Source organism: Paraburkholderia sp. EG304 (assembly GCF_046543485.1).
Taxonomy (GTDB): Bacteria; Pseudomonadota; Gammaproteobacteria; order Burkholderiales; family Burkholderiaceae; genus Paraburkholderia; species Paraburkholderia youngii.
Genome location: NZ_JBKGUA010000032.1, coordinates 39,098 through 60,161, shown reverse-complemented (window position 1 = coordinate 60,161; position 21,064 = coordinate 39,098). Strand labels below are relative to the sequence as shown.

Here is a 21,064-nt window from a genome sequence, read left to right as displayed (position 1 = left end):
ACCCGAGTCGATCTCACGGTTACCGTGCTTCCGGCACTGACACCATCGGGAGCAGTCGTAAAGGCCGCGGCAGGCCTGCGCGACGCCGCTCGCGGCGCAGTAGGCGCTCATTGTGGGGAAAGGGTTCTGAGCGAGATCTCTCTGCTGGACGATGCGCCAGTCGAAATTCGATTGAACGGGTCGGTCGCGGAGACAGTCATGACCTACTCGACTCGAGCCGTTGTGCCCCATCATAGGTCACTGTCAGTTCGTACGGGATTGGGCAGGCAAGTCCGAAACCGTTCAGCGTGACGGTATGCCATCCGGCGGCGCTGGCGATTATTTCAAGTGAAGCTGACATGTCACTGTAATAGATAGTCTTGCGACCGATTACGTGGCCGTCTGGCCCGACAATTTCGAGCAGGATCGACGCGCTGCGCGACCCTACAGTGCTTGCCGGTTTGAGGAGCGCGATCACTCGACTGCCGGAACCGGCATACACCCGGGCCGGGCTTGTGGCGCCGTTGCTCAAAGGAGGCCGGTCGAGATCCTCAGCACCGAAGAAAGTTTGTGAAGTCGAGCGCAGCCGGGGCTCAAAAGCGGCGCCATACCCTGGCAGAGAAAAACAAAGGTAGCTTTTTCCCGAACCATATGCATTCGACGGCAGCGAAAAGCTCGCGCGACCTTGGCCGTCTGTCCAGATTTCCGAGTGCTTGCCTGTATATTCGTGAAGGCACACGTGAGGCCCAAAACCTGTCGCGCATGTGATCGAATGGCCGTTCATTGAGTCGAAATTGAGCGCCGTCAACAGGCCCGGAAATCCAGTTCGGTTCAAAACAATCACATTCCGGTCGATATACCGTGTGACAGTGCTTCCTGAAGCGAGATTCTCGTGAATCCATATCAGATTGTCGATCCAGGGCTTGAGACCATATGCTCCGCGCCAGACGTCCTCGCCAAAATAGTCCTTCCCGCTAACGAACGGGTAACCTTCGGTTGTCAGTATAAAAGCATAGGCAAGCAGTTTGTTCGACACGATTTGCTGGCCAGGCGACGTGTCAGTGTCGGGGTTGTCGACGAAGGTGCAGGAAAGATGCGGATTCCAGCTCGCGTACCCAGCACCGTTGAGTGCGGATACGTTGCCGCCGTCGCAAGCGGCCTGAAGCGCCCAATGAAGAGGGAAATCGGCGACTAGCGAGCGTGACATCATCGGCGAGCGCGTGGCCCAGTCATCGAGTGCTGCGCGATTGCCGTCGAAGTATTCAGAGTATGCAAACTTCGACGCCATCGATTTCGAACGCATGAACTGCGAAACGAACGGAGCCCACGTGCCTTTGACATCGTCGAAGCGCATACCGTCGGCGCCCGTGGTGCGGAATAGCCAGTCCCCGAAGTCGATTGCGTCGTGCAGCGTATAGCCAGGCGGAACGCAATTTTGATAAACCTTCTCCCGTCCGAACGGAAAATCGTCGTTTGGTGCTGGGACCTCGTCCTCCGGCCTGAACGGCGGAATCGGATCCTGATTACCGGTGCCCCCCCGGAAGCATCCGGGCTGCATGGGACCCCGTCCATTCAACAGATGGCAATCCGCGCCAAGATACCTGAAAACGCCGGGGCCGCAGTTTTCTCCAATGAGCTGATGTAAAACAACGTCGAGATAGACATCGATCCCAACGGCGTGACAACAGGCGATCAAACGGCGCAACGCGTCTGCGTCTCCATAGCGGGTCGGGGTACTGCCCTGCTGTGGCTTGGTCCCGAGGTCCCGCAGGTCAAATACGCCATATCCATCACACCCGGCTTCGGCACCGCCTTCCGCCTTGCTGGCTGGCGGTAATTGCAGTGCGGTAAAGCCGGCGCCGCGTAAGTCCCAAGCAATGCTCGCGAGACGATCCCAAAGCCATAGAGCATCCGGGTCCGTGCTCGGCGCTGGAACAGTCACTCTCTGGCCACGCTCGAAGAATCGTCCCCATGCGATCAATGCTACCCCCATGTCGCTTCCCTCTTAACGATCTGCCATATCAGTTGGACTGCCTTTGACGGACCACGATTCCATCCCTCGATGAACCCGCAACAGGCGCTGCTTGAACAGGGCGGACTGCAGTCCGCACTTGATGTCGGTAGGCGCGCTGCCGTTCCGGCCAACGATGGAAATCGAGAAACACGCGAGCATTCCCGATATCAGCGCAGAGCGCATCGAGGCAGCTTGCGGACAGCGCTGACGGACAGGCCCCGTTCAATCGCCTGTCGAACGTTTAGGGTTTGTCATCAGCGCCTTGATTTCGTCGAGCAGATCAAGCGCGAGCGCAATGCCCGGAGCGTTGATCTGAAGATCTCGAGCCAGCCGGAAAGCCGTTCGCGCACGACACAGCGAAGCGCCGCTGAACCGCCAATCCCGTGGGCCGGCGCCTTTCGGCTCGAAAGCGCCTTCAGCAACCCAAAGGATGATTTCTGCTGCCGATGCGCCAGTTATCCGACTCATCTCGACGAGTGTGATTCAACGGCTTCATCAACGATCTGGCCTGCCAGATAGGTGATCCCGAGTTCTTCATCATGAGCTACCCATAAAGCCGCCCACGCGGGTCAAAGTCAAACGCTTGCCGCATCGTGTCGTAGGCAGCTTTGGCTCGCTCGCTGTCGGCCGGCGGCAACACGTTGTTCAAGATCACGTACAGGTCCCCGGGGGCTTGCCAGGAATTCCCTTACCCTTGAGCCGCAATCGCCTGCCACCGGCCGAGCCCATCGGTACCGTCATGTCGACCTTGCCATCGGGTGTCGGCACTGTCACATGCCCGCCAAGCGCCGCTTCCCACGGCGCCACCGGCAAGTCGAGCAAGACGTCGGAGCCATCGACGCGAAAGTGCGGATGCTCGCGAAACGCGATTTCCAGGTAGAGATCCCCTGCCGCCTTCCACGCCGGACCCTCCCTGGCCTACGAGCCGCAGGTGCTGCCCCGCCCGCACGCCCTTCGGAATGGAAACGTTCAACGTATGTGATCGCAGCGATACTTGGCCGTGCGCATCGACGGTAGGCAATTGCAAAGAAATCGAGCGCTGTGCTCCCCGATAGGCGTCTTCGATATCGATGGCCACCCTGGCGTGGTGATCCTGGCTCATCGTATGAGAGGGCCGCGCATGCGCGGTTCGTTCACCGCGAAACAATGCTTCGAAGAAATCGTTGAGGCCCGCATCCGTGCCGGCTTGCTCACCCGCGCCGCTGAATTCGAAACCTTCGTCCCAGTTCGGCGGCGGCTGGAAGTCCTGCCCGGCGCGCCAGCCTGTGCCCATCTGATCGTAGGCTGCGCGCTTTTCCGGATCCTTGAGCACCTCATATGCTTGGCCCAGCTCCTGGAAACGATCCTCCGCGTCGGCATGCTTGCTGATGTCCGGGTGGTATTTGCGCGCGAGCTGGGGAAGCTAGCGGGTAACTGTCTCACCAGTTGTTGCAACGCGTCGATGCCGCCGTGCGATGCGCCTATCACAAAGATCCGGCCGCTCATGATTAGCATTCGGTTCGAATAGAACCCCATGATCGCTGCGTGAAGCCGGACCATTGTTGATCTGCGTCAAGCCGGCAGTGGCGGCGCTCATGCAGATGCCCCACGACTATCGTGCGCGGCTCGACCGGGTCGACCGGTGGTGCCCGCCCCATTTCATATCGCAGGGTAGCTGCCGGTTCCGCCCCGCTTGATGTGGATCAACGCGACGGCCGCCCTCGACCGTAAGGTAAAGCCATTGGCGGTATGGAGATGCAGATGGCAAGCGCAAAGGAATCCCCGACGCCCGCTGTGATACACGAAGCCGGCGTCAGCCCACCCTCCGCGCTGCCGCCGCGCGTGCGCCGCCTCGTCGAGAACCCCACTTATCTGCAAGCGGACGAAGACCTCGCTTTCCTGCGCAGACCGGAAATGTGCGGCATCCGCCTGCAACTCGACTACTGGAAGACCGAGGAAACGCTGCAACGTTATGAGATCTGTCACACGATCGTCGTGTACGGTAGCACCCGCATTCCCGCGCCCGACCTCGCGCGACGGCGGCTTCGCGAGGCGCGGCGCGCACTGCAGGAGCGGCCCGACGCGCGACGCAACCAGCAGGCGCTGCAAGCCGCGACACATCAGCTAGAGCTCAGCCGCTTCTACCGAGTTGCTCGCGAGCTGGGCCGCATCGTCGGCAGCGCGCGCCTCACCGGCGCCCTGTCGTCGCTCGCGATCGTGACAGGCGGCGGCCCTGGCATCATGGAGGCAGCGAACCGCGGCGCCCACGAGCGCTCCGCGCCGAGCATCGGCCTGAACATCGCGTTGCCGCACGAGCAGCAGCCGAACCCCTACATCACGCCCGACCTGTGCTTCAGGCTCCACTACTTTGCGATCCGCAAGCTTCATTTGCTGGAGCGGGCGCAGGCGGCCATTTTTTTTCCCGGCGGATTCGGCACTTGCGACGAACTGTTCGAAGTCTTGACGCTGCTGCAAACGAGGAAGATCAGGCTACTGCCCGTCGTGCTGGTCGGAGAGTCCTACTGGCGGCGCACGATCGATTTCGACTTCATGGTGACCGAAGGCATGATCCGCGTCGAGGATACAGATCTTTTCGTCTTTCGCGAAACGGCCGAGGACATCTGGTCCGCGATCGTCGAATGGCACACGCGTCATCGATCGGGTCCGTGAACGCGCCGCTGCTCCGCACCGGCCAACTGCTCCGGTCACGCGCTCTTCGACCTACTGGGGGTAGCGGGCGATGCGCCGGACGTCGCGCAAGCCGCGTCACGACGCGTTGACTGAAGTCAAACGGCAGGCGCGTACGCGCCGGTATGTTCAAGACGATGCATCGACATGCGAGGGAACGCATCGCCCCCATCATCGAAGGAGTCGACCATGTCCGACACCCAACTGCTGACCTATGAACCCGCACCCGCTCGAGCGCCGGCACGCGCGCGCGGGCAAGCTCCGGCTTCAATCGAATTGCCGCTGCCCGACATGGGTTCGGGCGCACCACTGATAAAAGCACTTTCGTTGCGTGCGAGCACGCGCGAGTTCTCCGGGGCCGATCTGCCGCCCGCGACGCTCGGCGCGTTGCTGTGGGCTGCCGGCGGGGTCAATCGTCCCGCGACCGGCGGGCGAACGGCGCCGTCCGCGCATGCCGTCCACGAAGTCGACCTCTACGCGGTGCTGCCCAGCGGCGTCTATCGCTACGATCCCGCGTCGCACCGCCTCGTGCTCAAGCATGCCAGCGACGCGCGCAACCTGACCGGCTATCAGGACTTCGTCGGCGAGGCACCGCTCGACCTCGTGTATGTGGTCAACACGTCGCGACTGCTGCAGATGCCGTTGCAGCAACGCGATATCTTTTCAGCCGCCGCAGCGGGCGCTATGGCGCAAAACGTCGCGCTGTATTGCGCATCCGCGGGGCTCGGCAACGTGGTGCGCGGCTGGATCAATCACCGCCTGCTCGCCGACGCGCTCAGATTGAACGAAGACGAATTGCCGATTCTCGCGCAGACGGTTGGCGCACTCGGCACGAAGCTCAGCTCTCTCGCGGATTGAGGCGTGGGTTCGGGAAACAAGAGGCGCGCCCGTGACGGCGCGCCATACTTCATTGTCCAGACTGGGTTGCTGGCTTCTAGTCGACCGTCAGGCGCTTGTGTTCGCTCGACGTCTTTTTCGGCAGGCTCAACGACAGCACACCGTCCTTGTATTCGGCTTTCGCATTGGCCTCGTCGACCTCGCCGCCGAGTGAGAACGAGCGGCTGAACGTGCCGGAGTAACGCTCGCGACGGATCACGCGCTCGCCTTCCTTTTCCTCCTTGTTGCGCTCGACCTTCGCATTGATCGAAACGACGCGCCCGTCGATCTGAACGTCGATATCCTTCTTGTCCACGCCCGGCAGTTCGGCTTTCACCGAATAGGCTCCGTTGTTTTCCGTCACGTCGATCTTCATCGACGCGAGTTCGGTGTCCTGCGTCGTCAGCGCCGTGCGCATCGGCCGGAAAAATCCCTGGAACAGTTCCGAAACGGGGTCCGCCGAAAACGGATCAAAACGCGTTAGATTGCTCATTGCCCTTCTCCTTCAGATAAGCAGGCCATCAACTGGCCCAATTGACCGACTGCAATCCGGCATGCAGTGTCGCCGGATTGCAAGGCGCGGGGTAATTCAGATGCCGTCGCCGTCTCGCGCATTCACGATGGTCGACACCGTGAAACAGCACCTTCAGCGTAGTCGCGCACGACTTCGCGTCGTTGATCCACGTCAAGCGCGGTCCCGGGCACCGGTTGGCCTTCGATCGCCTTTTGCAGCAGCTCGTGATCCAGCACCTCGCGCTCCAGCAACAGGTGCGCGATGCGTTCGAGCGGCGCGCGCTGTGCCTGAAGCGTTGCGGTGACACGCGTATGGGCATCGTTCAGCACGCCGCGAATTTCCTCGTCGACGAGCCTCGCGGTATCGTCGCTGCAAGGCGCGCCGCGCCAAGGATCGAACCCCGGCGCTCCCATCGGATCGGCCGTCTCGCCGAGCGTCGCGAGACCGATGCGCTCGCTCATGCCGTAGCGCGCCACCATATGGCGCGCCATCGCCGTCGCGCGTTCGAGGTCGTTCTCCGCACCCGTCGAGACGTCACCGAACACGATTTCTTCCGCCACGCGTCCCCCGAGCAGCACGTCGAGCCTGTCGAGCAGTTCGCTTTGCCGCAACAGGTAACGGTCTTCGGTCGGCACCTGTTGTGTGTAGCCGAGCGCCGCCACACCCCGCGGGATGATCGACACTTTCTTCACAGGATCGCTGTGCTTGCGGTTGTATGCGACGAGCGCGTGCCCCGCTTCGTGCCAGGCGATCGTCAGCTTTTCCTGCGCGTTCATCACGCGGCTTTTGCGCTCCATGCCGGCCATTGCGCGGTCGATCGCCTCGTCGAAGTCCGACATGTCGACGGCCTGCTTGTCGGCCTCTGCGGCGTGTAACGCGGCTTCGTTGACGACATTCGCCAGATCGGCTCCGACGAAGCCCGGTGTGCGCGACGCGATCTCGCCCAGATCGACTTGCGGCGCCACTGTCACGTGCCGTGTATGGACCGCGAGGATCTGCCGTCGGCCGTTCAGATCGGGCCGGTCGATCGCAATGTGCCGGTCGAAGCGCCCGGGGCGCAGCAGCGCCGGATCGAGCGTCTCCGGCCGGTTGGTCGCCGCCATGATGATCACGCCCGAGTTGGAGCGGAACCCGTCCATTTCGATCAGCAACTGGTTGAGCGTCTGTTCGCGTTCGTCGTTGCCCGATGTCAGGCCCGCTCCGCGCACTTTGCCGAGAGCATCTAGTTCGTCGATGAACACGATGCACGGCGCCTCGGCCTGCGCCTGTTCGAACAGGTCGCGCACGCGCGCCGCGCCCACGCCGACGAACATTTCGACGAACGCCGCGCCGCTCACTGAATAGAACGGCACGCCCGCTTCCCCGGCGACGGCTTTCGCGAGCAGCGTCTTGCCGGTGCCCGGCGCACCGACGATCAGCACGCCCTTCGGTATCTTGCCGCCCAGCGTGCGATAGCGCTCCGCATCACGCAGGAAGGCGACGATCTGCTTGAGTTCGGCTTTCGCTTCATCGATCCCGGCGATGTCGTCGAAGCTGATGCCGGTGTCCTCCTGCATCAACACATGCGGGTTGCCCCGGCCGATCTTCGTGTATTCCTGAATGCCGCCGACGCGCCGGGACATGAAATGCCAGATCACCAGCAACAGCAACAGCGGAGCACCCCATGACAGAAGCAAAGCCGGCCACGCGCTGTCTTCTCCCCCCGTATAACGGATGCCGGCGGCGGCCAGCGTCGGAGCGAGGCCGTCGTCCGCGACGCGCACGGTGGAGAACTCCCACGGCTCGCCGCTTTCCTTCCTGGTTCCGGCGACGGCGGACGCCGGCAGCCACGCGGCGGCGCCCGGCATCCTCAGCGTACCGGTGATGCGTGTCGGCGTCACGACGAGGTTCTGCACCTGCCTCGCGGCGACAAGCTGAAGGAAGTCGCTATAGGCGATATCGATTGTCGGCACCTGCGACGCCAGCAACCGCAACGCAAAGACGATGCCGACAAACATCATCACCGCGACGCTCGTCACGTCGAGCCATGGCGAAGGCTTGCGGCGCTCACGCGAGGGAAGCGGCATCGGCATCAGCGTTGCTCCGCCGCGGCGACATCTGGTCGGCAGGACAGCCGTTCACCATCTGATGGCTCCACGTTTGAGCGCCGTGCAGCGCGATCCGGTCTCATCGTCCCCTCCCTGTCTGCCAATGTGCGAATGATCCAGCATCGCCGATGGCGCGGCGCACCGATTGACAAGGATCAACCGCTCGCAATCCCGCCTGAACGTCGCGCGGGGTGCGCGCGGATCTGTCGCGCCGCCCCGCTTCATTGATACAGATCAATCCGGTCGCTATACACGATGGCTTAAATAAATAGATCATCCCGGCTCGCGCGCAATGCGGGCGCCAGCCATCCCACCACCCGGAGGTCAACCGTGTCGAATGAGACGCTCGTATTTCACCATGACGCCAGACAATTACTGCTCAACGGCGTCAACGCGCTCGCCGAGGCCGTCAAGGTCACGCTCGGCCCCGGAGGTCGCAACGTCATCGTCGAGCGGCCCTCCAGCGCGCCGCTCGTCGCGAATTCCGGCGTGGTCGTCGCGGGCTCGGTCGACCTCACCGACCCCTACGCGGAGATGGGCGCGCAACTGCTGCGCGAAGTGGCCACACGCACGAGCGAGGTGGCCGGGGACGGCACCACCACCGCGACCACGCTGGCGCAGGCCATCGTCGTCGAAGGGAACAAATGCGTGAGCGCGGGCTACGATCCGATGGCGCTCAAGCGCGCAATCGAAGACGCGGGAAAACGGGTCGTAGAGGAACTGCACCGGCTAGCTCGCCCGTGCGCATCCGCCGACGAAATGCGCCAGATCGCGACCATTTCTGCGAGCGGCGACGCCAGTATCGGAATGCTGGTGGCCCAGGCGGTCGAGCGCGTCGGCAATGAAGGCGCGATCAGCATCGAGGATGGCTCCAAACTCGACGACGAGCTGGAGACAGTCGACGGTTCGCTGCTGGATCGCGGCTTCGTGTCGCCGCTGTTCGTCGACGAGGATCGTCGCGATGTCGTGCTCGACGAGCCGCGCGTCCTGCTGTGCGACGTGAACGTGTCGTCGGTCGCGCAACTGCTGCCGGTGCTCGAAGCGGTGATGGCGACGAGCAAGCCGCTTGTCATCATCGCGAACGAGATAGAAGGCGAGGCGCTCGCCACGCTCGTCGTCAATCATCTACGCGGCACCTTCAGGTCCTGCGCGATCCGCTCACCCGGCTTCGGCGAAAGCCGCTCCGAGCAGCTCGCGGACCTCGCCGCGCTCACGGGAGCCACGGTCATCTCGCCGAAGACCGGCCGCACGCTCGAGAACGCGGCGCTGGACGATCTGGGCGCCGCGCGACGCATCGAGGTATCGCGCGACACGACGACGATCGTTGCCGGACATGGCGATCATGCCCGCATCGCGGAGCGGATCGCCGGCCTGAAAAAGCGCATCGACGCCACGGCCGACCAGCACGAGCGAGACGCACTGAACCGGCGTGTCGCGAAGCTGGCCGGAGGCGTCGCCGTGATTCGCGTCGGCGCGGCGACGGAGACCGCGCTGCGTGAGCGCAAGAACCGTTTCGAGGATGCACTGCATTCGACGCGGGCCGCCGTCGAGGAAGGCTTCGTGCCCGGCGGCGGCGTCGCGCTGTTGCGCGCGCGCCGCGTGCTAGAGCAATGCGGTGAAACCCAAATCCAGAAGATCGGGGCAAGGATCGTGCACGATGCGCTCGCCGCGCCGTTGCGGCAAATCGCACAAAATGCCGGCGCGGACGCGCAGGCCATCGTCCATGCGGTCGCCGCGGCCGACGGCGCGTTCGGCTACGACGCCGCGCACGGCGAATACGGCGACATGATCGGGCGTGGCATCGTCGACCCGGTCAAGGTTGCGCGCACGGCGCTGCAGAACGCGATCTCCGTCGCGTCGCTGCTGCTCACGACCGACTGCATGATCGTGCGCCCGGCGACGGAACGCACCTACGGTGCAGGCCGCGGCGCGTCGCGCCCCGAGTTCGGATGAGCGCCGCGCCGGGCAGGAGTCTGGCATGAGTTCGCCGACGCGCTGGCTCCGTCGAATCAGGCGCTGAGCTTTTCATTCGACGCCGCGGCACCCATCGCGGCTTTCGCGTCTTCGGCGCTCGGGCGTGCGGTGCCTGACCTGATGCAGCCACGCACAGAACCGGGCGCCGCTGCCCCGCTCGTTACGTGCAGAACCTGAAAAAGCCGCTGTGCAGCAGCACGGGTTTCGCACCGACCTCGTTGAGCATCCGCTGGGCGGCCAGTTCGATGTCGAAACGATGCGCAGTGAACGCATGAGCCAGATCTTCTTCGCGCAGCGAGCGTGCGCCGAAATGATCTTCGAGCGCTTCGGCCGTGATGGCGCACTGCACCGGTTGATCGTCGACGAGTGCCGGAAACGCCAGCGCCAGATCGCGGGCGCAATACTCGGGAGGGCTGGGTGGAAAGGAAACATGCATGGTGACGCCCCCTTCTGGCATGAAATGCCGCATTGGCAGATCCTCGATGCATCGGCCGCCGGGCTATTTTCCCAGCTTAGCCATGCGGTTCACGGCGGATTTGATCCACGTCAACGCAGCCGGTGCTGGTGACAACACCGGGAACAACATGACGCTCAGGATTGCGGCACAATGCCGCCCCCGAGCGCTGCGTACAGCGCGACCGTGTCCTGCAGACGCTGCGCAGTCGCCTGCAGCCACGCGATGCGGGCCTGATGATACTGGCCATCCGCGATCAGAATCTCCAGATAACCGGCGGTGCCCGCGAGATAGGACACCTTCAGCAGGCGCAGCGCCTCGGCCGCCGACTGCACCGCGCGACTCTGCGCCTCGACGATCTGCGCGTCATGCTCGAGCGCGCGCAACGTATTGGCGACCTGAGAGAAGGCCGCCAGCACGACTTCGTGATAGGCGGCCTCCGACTCCTGGTACTCGGCGATCGCGGCCTTGCGCTGAAACCACAGCGCGCCGCCATGAAACACCGGCGCAGTCACCCCCGCCGCGAGGCTCCATACCTGCCCGGCCGAGTTGCCGAGCTCGTGAAACACCATGCTGTCCAGCCCGCCCGACGCCGACAATGTGATCTGCGGGAACAACGCCGCCGTCGCCACGCCGATGTTCGCGCTCGCCGCATGCAATACCGCTTCCGCTTGCAGGATGTCGGGCCGGCGTCTGACGAGCGAGGACGGCAGCGTTTGCGGCAACAGTCCGGGCAGCCTGATGTCCTGCAACGACAGCGCCGGCGCACTCCACTGCGCCGGAACCATGGCCGCCAACAACGCAAGCAGATGTTCGCTCTCGGCGCGCTTCTGTTCGAGTCCCGGCACCGAGGCCTCCAGCGTGGTCATCTGGTTCTGCAACGACAACACGGCTGACCATGCGCTCGCGCCGGCAGTGACCTGCGCCTCGGTGATCCCGATCTGCTCCCGCACGAGCCCGATCATCTCCTGCGTCGCCTCGATCTCGTCGCTGTACGCGGCTCGCGCGATCATCGTGTTGACGACGTTGGCAGCAAGCGTCAAGTAAGTCGCGGCGAGCGCGTAGCGCTGAGCATCGGTCTGCGCGGCGAGCGACTCGACTTCCCTACGCTCGCCGCCCCAGATATCCAGGGTATAGCTGATCGTGGCTGACAGCGTGAGCAGATTGAAAACGGTCGGTGGTGCCTCGACGCCATTGCGCAACGGCGAATAGCGCTGGCGCGTCGCATCGGCACCGGCGTCGATCTGCGGATAGAAGATGCCGGCGCCTGCACGCAACAGGTCTTCGCTACGCCGCAAGGCAGCTTCGCCGCCCGCGAGGGTCGCGTTGCCAGTCAGGGTCTGATCGACGGCGGCATCGATCGCTGGGCTGCCAAACGAGGTCCACCAGTCGTCGCGCACGCCAATTGCCGGCGACAGCGTCTGTGTGCCGCCCGGCGCCGCGAAGCTCTGCTGCCCGGTCTTCTCGTACCGGTCGACAGACGGCGCAGGCGGCCGCGAAAAATCCGGGCCGACCACGCACGACGCGACGAGCACGGCGCACGGCGCGAGCGCGGCATAGCGAGGCATGCGCACCCTGCGCATGATGCGCCGCCATGCGCCGCCCAAACGCCGATTATTTCGCAGCGATATACACATCGACGATCTGCCCCGGATAGAGACGCGTGCCCGGCTGCGGCACGACGCGAAACAGCACCGGCAGCACACGGACATCGACACGTTCCGTGCGTTGATCGGTCAACTGGATTTTTGGTGTCACATAAGGCTGCACGCGCATGAATTGCAGCTCGGCCTGCACCGCGGTGCCGCGAATGAACATCGTCGCCTTCGTGCCGCGCAGATCCGGCAAGTGACTGATCAGAATCTCGTCGACGTAGCAGCGCACGGCGAGCTGGTCCGAGGGCGTGCCGAGCACGAGCGGCGGCGCGCTCCCCTGCGCATAGGTGTCGTACACGCCCTGCGGCGACAGATAGGCGCCGAGCGCGGTATTGACCGACAGCACCATGCCGTCTGCGGGCGCGCGCAGCGTGTAGCGGCCGAGTTGCGCGGTCGCCGCCTCGGCGGCCTTGCGCAACGCTTCGACCTGGCGCTCCTGATTGCGCACATCGAACGACCATGCGCCGGCGCGCGTAAGCGTGTACTGCCGCGTAACCACGTCCAGATTCGCGCGCGCGACCGCCACGCCGTTGGCGGCGTTGTCGAGCGTGTCGCGGCTTACGGCCTTCGGGTCGATCTCGTACGCGTGCTTCTGTTTGTCGAACTGATCCTGCGCCATCTTGAGGCTCGCGTTCGCCGCGACCACCTGTGCGCTCGCGACATTGAGCGTCTCGGGCCGAGGTTGGGCGCGCAGCTCGTCGAGCAGCGACTGCGCGGCGTCGGCCTGCGCGACCAGTTGCGCGGCGGTGGCCGCCTGTACGGCGTCGTCGATCGTCAGGAGAGGCTGGCCGCGACTCACCCTGTCGCCGTCATGCACGAAGACTCGCGTGACCGCGCCCGACACGTCGGGATAAACGTTGATATTCGAGCCAGCGGCCTGGTCGCTCTCGACGATACCGGTTGCGTAGACGCCATGCGCATAAGGGTTCGACGCAGGATCGAAAACGGGCGGCTGGGGCGGCTGCTGGATACCGTAGACCCAAGCCGCAGCGATTCCCGCCAGAAAGCCCGCGAACGCGAGCACGAAAAGCAGTTTATGTTTCACTTCCCGCCTCCCGCGTCGATCGTCTTCAGCTTGCCGTCTTCCATGTGCATCACGCGATCCGCATACTCGAAGATGCGGCTGTCGTGCGTCACGATGACGATGCAGCGATGGGGGCTGAGCACCTTGTGCTTGACGAACTCGATCACCGAACGGCCGGTGTCGCCATCAAGCGAGGCGGTCGGCTCATCGAGGATCAGGATGTCGGGCTGGCTGACGATCGCGCGCGCGATCGCCACGCGCTGCTGCTCGCCGCCGGAGAGCTTCACTGGCGGCAACGCAGCCCGGTTCTTCAGACCCACCACGTCGAGCCACGTCAGCGCCTCGGCGATCGATTCGTCCCAGTCGCGGCGCTTGAGGATCAGCGGAATCGCGACGTTTTCCGCGGTGGTCAGACGCGGAAACAGGTGATAGTCCTGGAACACGAAGCCGATGCGCTTGAGTCTGAAATCGGCGATCGCGTCGTCGTGCTGATGCCATAGATCGACGCCGTCGATCGATACCGTTCCCGAGTCGGGCCGCAAGATGCCCGATATAACGCTCAGCAGCGTGGTCTTGCCGCTGCCGGAAGGCCCGACGATCAGCAGCATCTCGCCGAAATAAGCCTGCATCGCGACATTGGAAAGAGCCTGAGTGCGCGCCTCGCCCTCGCCGAACGACTTGCTCAGACCGCTTGCGTCGATCGCGACCGCGTTCATCGCTAGCCCCGGAAAATATCGAACGGCTCGATGCGCAGCACGCGACGCACGCCGAGATAGCTCGAAGAAGCGGCGATCACAACGACCATCGCAAACGCGAGCGCGAGATTGCCCGACGTGATCAGCGCCGCGTAGTCCGGAATGCGCAGCCGTGCGAGAGTGATCGACGCCGCACACAATCCCACGCCGAGCCCATAGCCCGTCAATGCGGTGAAAGTGGCCTGAAACAGGATCATCGCGACGAGTTCGTGGCTTTTCGCGCCGATCGCTTTCAGCGCGCCGAACTTTTCCAGGTTCTCGAGGATGAACGTGTAAAACGTCTGCCCCGAGATCGACAGGCCCACGATAAAGCTGATCACCGTCATCAGCAGGATGTTGGTGCCGAGGCTCGTTTCGTATTTGTAGAAGCGTGAGATGCGCTGCATGAACTCCTTTTTCGTATACGCCACATACCCTAGCGACCCGACGACTTGCTTGATGTGCGCGACGTCCGCATCGGTTTTCGGCTCGACGAGAATGTATGAGGTGGTGTAACGCGTCGTCGGGATATATTCGACCGCCCGCGTGTAGGTGGTGTAGAGCGTCGGCGTTCCGAACAGGCCGCTGCTTGCCACCGTCGCGATCCCTACGACGACGCCGCGGTGATCATTGAGTTCGAAATCGGTGCCGAGCCGCGGATTGTGCAGCTTCACGAACTCTGCGTCGTCGATCGCGATGAAGCCGTTCTCCGCGTAGATGTCTTCGATCCTGCCGGCTTTCATCTTCGGCCAGCCGAACAGGCTCGCGTCGTCGAGGCCGATGACCGTGACCGCCTGATACGTACCGTCGCGCAGGCGCACGAGCGCCGCGCCCGAATAGAGCGGCACCGCGTATTTGACGCCGTCGATGCTGCGCACCGCGTCGAGTACATAGTCCGGCATGCCGATGCTACTTGCGATCGTCTGCACGGCCGGGTCCATCACCCATATCTTTGCGCCCACGTTAATCACCGTCGCCGAGGACTTGTTCAGAATGCCCGCAAACAGGGAGGTCATCTCGATCATCAGAAACACCGCGAACGTTATGCCTACGAGCAGGGCCGTGAACTTCGCGCTGTCGTTAACGAGCAGCTTGAACGCGAGACGCAGGATTCCCTTCATATGCGCCGTTCCTTTCGCTTGTAAACGCCTAAATGTGCCTTCACGAATCGCCGCTCGACTGGCTGTTCAGGAACGCGACGACCGCGGTGATCGATACCATCACGATCACGACGCCACATCGAAACGCGAAAACATCATCGAATATCAGCCCGTCCAACGCCCACGCAAGTGCGCCAAGGGCGGCCAAAACGCCGATGACCGAAAGCACGATCAGATACGTGTCGCGCACCATGATGTTCCCCGCCTGGATTTGCGCATGTGCCTCGCTCCGAGCCTCGCTGCTATCTTCGATCGTTACCCCTTTTGCGGCTTGACCTGAATCAAGCGTCGACGACAACCGCTCACCCTCCGCGGCCACGCGCGAGTCGCGCGAAACATGATGTGTCGGGCCACCACCGGTCAGTGGGTGCGCGCTCGCGCTGCGATCGCTTCGAGTTCTTGTTCCGCGAGATCGAACGCACCACGAATCGCCGCCTCTGCGTTGTCGTCAGCGCAATGAGCGATCGGCTTCAATTCGCGCGTGGGAGTGATCAGATCGAGCCGCACGTCGTAATGCGGACTGGCGCGATCCGGGCGCAACGCCTCGATCGCCAGATGGCAGCTCGACACGAGCGCGCCGAACCGCGCGAGACGCACTAGTTGCGCACCCGCCTCCGCTTCGAGCTCTGCCGCGCCCGGGAAGCCGAGATAGACAATCTGCATGCCGATGCCCATCCTCGTCCCCCGCTCCAAATATTGACCGGACCTGTGCGCACCGTCTGCGCCCGGCGCCGTTCACCACAGGCTTATCGTGTTCCTACGTGAAGCGGGGTCATTGACCTGGGTCAACCGCGACGAAAGCGAGGGATAGTGATCAATTGTCTGCGCGCTTGATCGAGCTGGCATTCGCGTGGTACCTGCGGCCCGTGGTCCTACTGCCTAAAGAACGGGTGGCGGACGCTTTGCCGGATCTCCCCAACAGGAAGTAGAGGCTACTTTGCCACCTGAGATAGAAACAGCAGGAGACGGACGCATTTCGGGAAAGTGACCGAACGGACCAGAAGGCAGGATTGGCGTTGCGCATGACACCAACCACGCGGGCTATGCTTGCCAGCTTCGTCCGGAGAGAGCATGTCCGCGCACCGATTGAACGTGCCCATTCGCGTTCGCCTAAATACGCAATTAGCCTATAAGTAAGTAGCGGGAGCGGGATCCTGCACAAATTCGCCGGTTCCCGTGACTTGCGGCACCACTGCAAATGCGATGAGTGGGCCGTCGGATATGCACGCAGGTGTTCCAATGGTGGGTACAAAAAAGTGGACGACTAGATTGGTGCCATCTTACAAGGCTTGGGTAATCCTGGGCGCGAAGCACCATCTGCCGATGCCGAGCGAGATACCAACGGCGGTGTACCTGGAAAAATCATATGTAGGCATGGCGTGCTCGGTTGTGACGATCCCGATTGGATATACCTCGAACGGGGCTGCCGCCCACGCACGAGCCCAATTCGTCCTGGTCGCGCAAAAGATACGTACCGGCCGAAAATGACCGAAAGAAAGTCAAGGTGATGTCTTGAACGGGGACACTCTGCGACGCTGGTTCGACACTGCCACCGCCCCACGCAACCAGGAGCGTTGCAAGAATCACCGCAATAGGTACGCTTTTCATTTCCAGCACACTTCAGCCCATCCTGCTACTGCGTGCGCAGCCATGCTACAGATGCGCAGATGATTCGATTTGGCGTAAATCAATTTAGCTTGGCCCCAGCGTACCTTTACGCGTCCGTCTCGCAGTTGTCGCTATCTCAGATGACAAAATCGTCTCCACTACTCGTTCGGTGGCGCCTACTGTGACCAGTTTGGCGCCATCGGTCTGGACGGTGCTCGCGCAACGCTTGCCCTTGATACAGGGCAGCAGTTAAAGAAACCGCGCGCTCATCGAGGGCACCTGTTCAACCGGCGGAAACACGCCCCACGAACCATTCCCGTGCCGGAAAAAGACGATCGTCAGGGGCCGCGAAGAAATCGCGCCTTCGAGCCAGACATAACGCGCCCGAGTGATCGCCATGCGGCCGGTGCGCACTACATGCGCGGGTGTCGTGGTGGTCGGCGCAAGCCATTTTTCGACCAGTGCTCGCAGAGGGATGATGGTGTCGTTCATTGCCGTCTCCTCAATTTTGCCGACCTTCGCGCCGTGCATTGCGGCGTGCCGTCAGATCCATTATCGGCAGCAGACTGAGGTATCGAAATCAGCGTCGGCGGAATCGCGGGTAGTCCGCCGACGCTGCTCGTAGGAATCGGCTGGCCCACGTTGAACAATGGGACGACGCTCTTCATACTCCCCGCTCGAATGTTCTATTTGCGGATCGCGAGGTTCCGCTCGTCGCGCGCTGCAGTGCGTGTTTCTCGCGTTGTGGGCGACCTTTTTTCTGCTCGCAGCCGCCGAATGGACCGGTTCGGCGACTGCGGCACTCGGGCGGCTATGGTGGCCTGCTGAATGCACTCTTCGCGTTCTATCTGTCCGCGGCGGAAATCATCAACGAGTCGCTGGGAGGCAGTGTGTGCCCCCCGCAGCAGATCATTTGACCGAGGTCAATAAGGGCCGTTTCGCCCCCCATACACTGATCTTGTTCCTGATTCAGGACGATCTGCCGTGATTGCACGAATTCGAAATTGCCTGCTCGTGTGCGCGGCGTCTGCGCTGACGGCCGGCATCGCGTATGGCGAATCCGAGCCGAGCGCGCTCGTCGATCAGCAGCACTGCATGTTCTGCCATACGCGCGATGCGCCATTTCTCGCGCCGTCGTTCCAGCAGATCGCCGAGCACTATCGCAACGTGCCGGACGCGCAGTCGATGCTCGAGCAAAAGCTGCGGCTCGGCGGCAAGGCGCACTGGGGCGATATGCCGATGCCGCCGGCTGCCGAGCGCAGCGGCCCGCTGTCGACGCAGGACGCGCACACGCTGGTGAAATGGGTGCTTAGCCAATGAGCACCCAATGAGAGCTCATCGGCCGCTGTCGACACGCCATTGCCGCTGCAACCTGGAACAGTCGATTCACGTTTGGAGAACTGACATGCGTTTGACGGTTTATCTCGACACGTTCGCTCTACACGTGGCAATGGTCGCGTGAGGGTCGCTTCGATCTTGAACTGCCCCAATGAGGCGTGCTGCTTAGCGATTGCGAAACCGCGGAAGACGCCTGAACCGTCCGTCACAACCGAGGAGGCTACCGAGATGACTCTTGTTACCAATCTGGATGGCGTGCGAGGCGCGTACGCGCTGTGCTTCGTCCGGACCCCGTGGGCCTATTTCACGCGACTGCCGCTCGATCGGCAATGGGGCGACGGATGGGAACGCGCGCCGTATGAGCGCCACGCCCGTCCGCCCTACGAAGATGCCGCGCACCAGATCCTCACCGTCGCATTCGACGGTCCTCTGCTGACGCCGGATACAGGCGACGACGCACGCGCGCTGAGCGTCAACGAGATCAATCGTGGCGACGCGCCGTGGCTGCGAACGCAGAATGACGTCGGCAATGCGCCGGTGCTAATCGTCGCCGGCGTCTCGCTCGAACGATTCGTCGAGCTGGTCGAACTCTCGGGCGGGAGAGTCTTCGCGCCGCTAGGCTGGGGCGCATTGCGGCTGCAACCGGTAGGCGACGCGCAAATGCCCGGAAAGCTCGAAAGCGGGGCAGCGGGTCAGCACAGCGTGGCGGATGTTGCGCGGTAAACCTATGACGGACGGATCGGCATCATTTCGCCGTGTGGACGATGCCTATCAATTGGGGCGAGGTAACGCCGCCGTGCTCGCTGATGGCAGCGTGACGTAAAGGGTAGTGTCCCGATCAACCGGCTTTTCAACCAGGTCGTCCCGACGACAGCTGAAAAGCGTCGCAGCGCTCGGATTGGCATATACGATCTAATCCTGCCTCCCTATCTCCATTAGCGCGACGGGAACGAGATCAAGCGTTCGACGAGAGCTGGGGCTCGCGCATGCAGATCCGACTCGCGGCCGGGTGTTGGGCGAAGGACGCCACAGGATGCCCCGTACCGCGTCCAACGCCATGCGCGACGCCGTACTCAGGCGCTGAACGAGAGCCGTCATGACACCCGTCGTCCGGCTTTTTCAACTTTGTTGGCCGTGGACATCGCACGCACGCCTCCGCCTCGGTGTGTGAGAACAACCTTACCTGTCTTAGCACCCGCCTCGTTGATCCGCGTCAGTTGTCTCGAGCAGGTGGAACGGCGTGGAGTCGATCGTGCAACACATGTGGCCACTCGGGCCGGGCAATTTCTTACCCCGACTTCGCCCCAGCGCCATGTCCATCATGCTGATTGACATGAATCAATCCGTTTTTTCGGCCCGCTCATATCGTTTAGCCAGGTGATAGTCGCGGTTCGATCGATATAAGGCCTGCCGGGGATCCGCGCTTCCCATCCCTCCGCCAACATCAATATTGGTCTACATCTCGTTGATCGTGCCAGCCTATCATCGGAGGAACCATCGTGGCCTGGAATCGGCGATACAGTCTGAACAGCTATGTCAGGTCGGCGCTGTGGGTCGTGCCTATCCTTGCTCTGCTGGCGGCGCTCGCGTTGAATCGGGCGTCGGAATTCGTTGTCCAATGGGTTGGCGTGCGCGGCGGATATGACCTGCGACATGGCTTCCTCAATGTCAGCATGGAAGAGGCGCACGCCATTCTGGACCGGGTCTTCACCCTCAATCTGTCGTGTCTGGTATTTACCTTCGGCTCATTGCTCGTCGCAATTCAGGTCGCAGGCGGACAGTACACTCCACGCATCATCGCGACCACCCTGCTTCGCGACAACGTGATTCGCTGGATCGTCGGGCTATTCGTCTTTTCATTGCTCTGGACGCATCGAACGATGACCGAGATCGGGCAGACGCACCTCGTGCCGCAATTGCAGGTATTGGTTGCGACGATCGTCGGGCTCGGTTCACTGATCGCCTTCATCGTGCTGATCGACTATTCCGCGCGCTTGCTGCGCCCCGTCGCCCTTGTCGGGCGCATCGCGGAACATGGTTTTGCCGTCATCGACAACATTTACCCGAATCCCGAATTGGATGAGCGAACTCCCAGTCGCTTCGGAAGCGGTCCGAGTCCCTTGCAGATGTCGCAGGCGAGCGTCTCCAGCGGCACTTCCGTCGTTTACTACGATGGAAAGTCAGGTGTCGTGCTGGCGGCCAACCTGAAAGCACTTCTGCGCGAGGCAACGATCACCGGCTGCATCATTGAGTTCGCCGTTCAGATAGGCGACTTCCTCGCCACTGATGAGCCCCTTTTCTACGTTCATGGGGATCGTGAAGCGCTTGACGCCCGGCGACTCCAGAGTTTCATCGCGCTCGGCACCGAGCGAACGATGGAACAGGATCCGATGTTCGCTTTTCGTATCGAGGTCGATATCGCACTGAAGGCGCTTTCTCCGGCCATCAACGATCCGACGACCGCGGTGCTCGCATTGGACCAATTGCACAGACTCCTTCGCTCGGTTGGCAAGCAGTCGCTGGCAAATCGCGAATTGAAGGATATAACGGGCAATACGCGGGTGCTGTTCCGCACCCCCGACTGGGAGGACTACGTGCATATCAGCTTCAGGGAAATACGCCGTTGTGGCGCGGGCAGCCTCCAGATCGAAAGGCGCCTGCGGGCAATGATCGAAAATCTGATCCGGACACTTCCAGCATCTCGCTACGATGCGCTGAAGTGTGAACTCGATTTGCTCGACGCCCAGATAGTCGACAGTCACAACTACGAAAGCGACAGACAACTCGCACGCGTCCCGGACACCCAGGGGCTCGGCGGCACATGGTACAGAAGCGGTACGGCCAGCAACGCGGAACAGTCGACTTCCAACGCAGTGTCCGATACCGGTTAACTGTGCATCCCTCCTCCGCGCCATTCTGTGCGCGACTCGCGCGCCCGCTGCGAGATTCGGCGCACATCCGAACGTGTGGCTCGCCAGTT

General features: G+C 62.5%; 18 protein-coding genes and 1 pseudogene. 6 read left to right on the top strand and 13 right to left on the bottom strand.

Annotated elements, in window-relative coordinates; genetic code table 11:
* Window positions 1–196 precede the first annotated feature (196 nt).
* The 3 genes and pseudogenes from ACLFKU_RS29575 to ACLFKU_RS29565 all read right to left on the bottom strand — a co-directional run.
* Entirely contained in the window at window positions 197–1,972 is a 1,776-nt protein-coding gene (locus ACLFKU_RS29575) for a hypothetical protein (RefSeq protein WP_410851442.1), read from the bottom strand.
* Between the two features lie 243 nt (window positions 1,973–2,215).
* Window positions 2,216–2,461, bottom strand: a complete 246-nt coding sequence (locus tag ACLFKU_RS29570; protein ID WP_410851441.1) for a chaperone modulator CbpM — start codon at window positions 2,459–2,461, stop codon at window positions 2,216–2,218.
* A gap of 76 nt (window positions 2,462–2,537) precedes the next feature.
* Window positions 2,538–3,389: pseudogene (locus ACLFKU_RS29565) on the bottom strand (DnaJ C-terminal domain-containing protein); the annotation flags it as partial.
* Between the two features lie 344 nt (window positions 3,390–3,733).
* On the opposite strand from ACLFKU_RS29565, the gene ACLFKU_RS29560 reads away from it, so the two are divergent.
* Both ACLFKU_RS29560 and ACLFKU_RS29555 read left to right on the top strand, forming a co-directional pair.
* The gene (locus ACLFKU_RS29560) at window positions 3,734–4,642 is read left to right on the top strand and encodes an LOG family protein (protein ID WP_410851440.1); all 909 of its coding nucleotides are present in this window, start codon (window positions 3,734–3,736) and stop codon (window positions 4,640–4,642) included.
* Window positions 4,643–4,849: 207 nt separating this feature from the next.
* The gene (locus ACLFKU_RS29555) at window positions 4,850–5,518 is read left to right on the top strand and encodes a nitroreductase family protein (protein WP_410851439.1); all 669 of its coding nucleotides are present in this window, start codon (window positions 4,850–4,852) and stop codon (window positions 5,516–5,518) included.
* Between the two features lie 76 nt (window positions 5,519–5,594).
* On the opposite strand, the gene ACLFKU_RS29550 is transcribed toward ACLFKU_RS29555, so the two are convergent.
* Entirely contained in the window at window positions 5,595–6,029 is a 435-nt protein-coding gene (locus ACLFKU_RS29550; RefSeq protein WP_410851438.1) for an Hsp20/alpha crystallin family protein, read from the bottom strand.
* 122 nt (window positions 6,030–6,151) lie between these two features.
* Window positions 6,152–8,116 (bottom strand): ATP-dependent zinc metalloprotease FtsH, encoded by a 1,965-nt coding sequence (gene ftsH / locus ACLFKU_RS29545; protein ID WP_410851469.1) that lies wholly within the window; start codon window positions 8,114–8,116, stop codon window positions 6,152–6,154.
* 351 nt (window positions 8,117–8,467) lie between these two features.
* Here ftsH and groL point away from each other — a divergent pair, with 351 nt between their 5' ends.
* On the top strand, window positions 8,468–10,090 hold the full coding sequence (groL, locus tag ACLFKU_RS29540) for a chaperonin GroEL (protein ID WP_410851437.1): 1,623 nt from the start codon (window positions 8,468–8,470) through the stop codon (window positions 10,088–10,090).
* 181 nt (window positions 10,091–10,271) lie between these two features.
* Here groL and ACLFKU_RS29535 read toward each other — a convergent pair whose 3' ends face one another.
* From ACLFKU_RS29535 to ACLFKU_RS29500, 8 genes are all read right to left on the bottom strand, one after another.
* Complete coding sequence (locus ACLFKU_RS29535; protein WP_410851436.1) at window positions 10,272–10,547, bottom strand: DUF1488 domain-containing protein; 276 nt, start codon at window positions 10,545–10,547, stop codon at window positions 10,272–10,274.
* Between the two features lie 155 nt (window positions 10,548–10,702).
* Window positions 10,703–12,202, bottom strand: a complete 1,500-nt coding sequence (locus ACLFKU_RS29530) for an efflux transporter outer membrane subunit (RefSeq protein ID WP_410851435.1) — start codon at window positions 12,200–12,202, stop codon at window positions 10,703–10,705.
* Window positions 12,180–13,265: an HlyD family secretion protein gene (locus tag ACLFKU_RS29525; RefSeq protein ID WP_410851434.1), complete on the bottom strand. Its 1,086-nt coding sequence runs from the start codon at window positions 13,263–13,265 to the stop codon at window positions 12,180–12,182. The genes ACLFKU_RS29530 and ACLFKU_RS29525 overlap by 23 nt, the downstream gene beginning before the upstream one ends.
* Window positions 13,262–13,960 carry an ABC transporter ATP-binding protein gene (locus ACLFKU_RS29520; RefSeq protein WP_410851433.1) on the bottom strand — a complete coding sequence of 233 codons (699 nt, stop codon included), beginning with the start codon at window positions 13,958–13,960 and terminating at the stop codon, window positions 13,262–13,264. Before ACLFKU_RS29520 ends, ACLFKU_RS29525 begins: the two co-directional genes overlap by 4 nt.
* Window positions 13,961–13,962: 2 nt before the next feature.
* The gene (locus ACLFKU_RS29515) at window positions 13,963–15,099 is read right to left on the bottom strand and encodes an ABC transporter permease (RefSeq protein WP_410851432.1); all 1,137 of its coding nucleotides are present in this window, start codon (window positions 15,097–15,099) and stop codon (window positions 13,963–13,965) included.
* Window positions 15,100–15,139: 40 nt separating this feature from the next.
* Complete coding sequence (locus ACLFKU_RS29510; protein WP_410851431.1) at window positions 15,140–15,457, bottom strand: DUF2964 family protein; 318 nt, start codon at window positions 15,455–15,457, stop codon at window positions 15,140–15,142.
* 41 nt (window positions 15,458–15,498) lie between these two features.
* On the bottom strand, window positions 15,499–15,813 hold the full coding sequence (locus ACLFKU_RS29505) for a hypothetical protein (protein ID WP_410851430.1): 315 nt from the start codon (window positions 15,811–15,813) through the stop codon (window positions 15,499–15,501).
* A 1,182-nt stretch (window positions 15,814–16,995) separates the two neighbouring features.
* A complete protein-coding gene (locus ACLFKU_RS29500; RefSeq protein WP_410851429.1) occupies window positions 16,996–17,277 on the bottom strand; it encodes a hypothetical protein in 282 nt (93 codons plus the stop codon).
* Window positions 17,278–17,730: 453 nt separating this feature from the next.
* Between ACLFKU_RS29500 and ACLFKU_RS29495 the strand changes: the two genes are divergently transcribed.
* The 3 genes from ACLFKU_RS29495 (at window position 17,731) to ACLFKU_RS29485 (ending at window position 20,975) form a co-directional block, all read left to right on the top strand.
* A complete protein-coding gene (locus tag ACLFKU_RS29495) occupies window positions 17,731–18,066 on the top strand; it encodes a c-type cytochrome (RefSeq protein ID WP_410851428.1) in 336 nt (111 codons plus the stop codon).
* Window positions 18,067–18,312: 246 nt separating this feature from the next.
* Complete coding sequence (locus ACLFKU_RS29490; RefSeq protein ID WP_410851427.1) at window positions 18,313–18,807, top strand: hypothetical protein; 495 nt, start codon at window positions 18,313–18,315, stop codon at window positions 18,805–18,807.
* Window positions 18,808–19,583: 776 nt separating this feature from the next.
* Entirely contained in the window at window positions 19,584–20,975 is a 1,392-nt protein-coding gene (locus ACLFKU_RS29485) for a DUF2254 domain-containing protein (protein ID WP_410851426.1), read from the top strand.
* Window positions 20,976–21,064 lie beyond the last annotated feature (89 nt).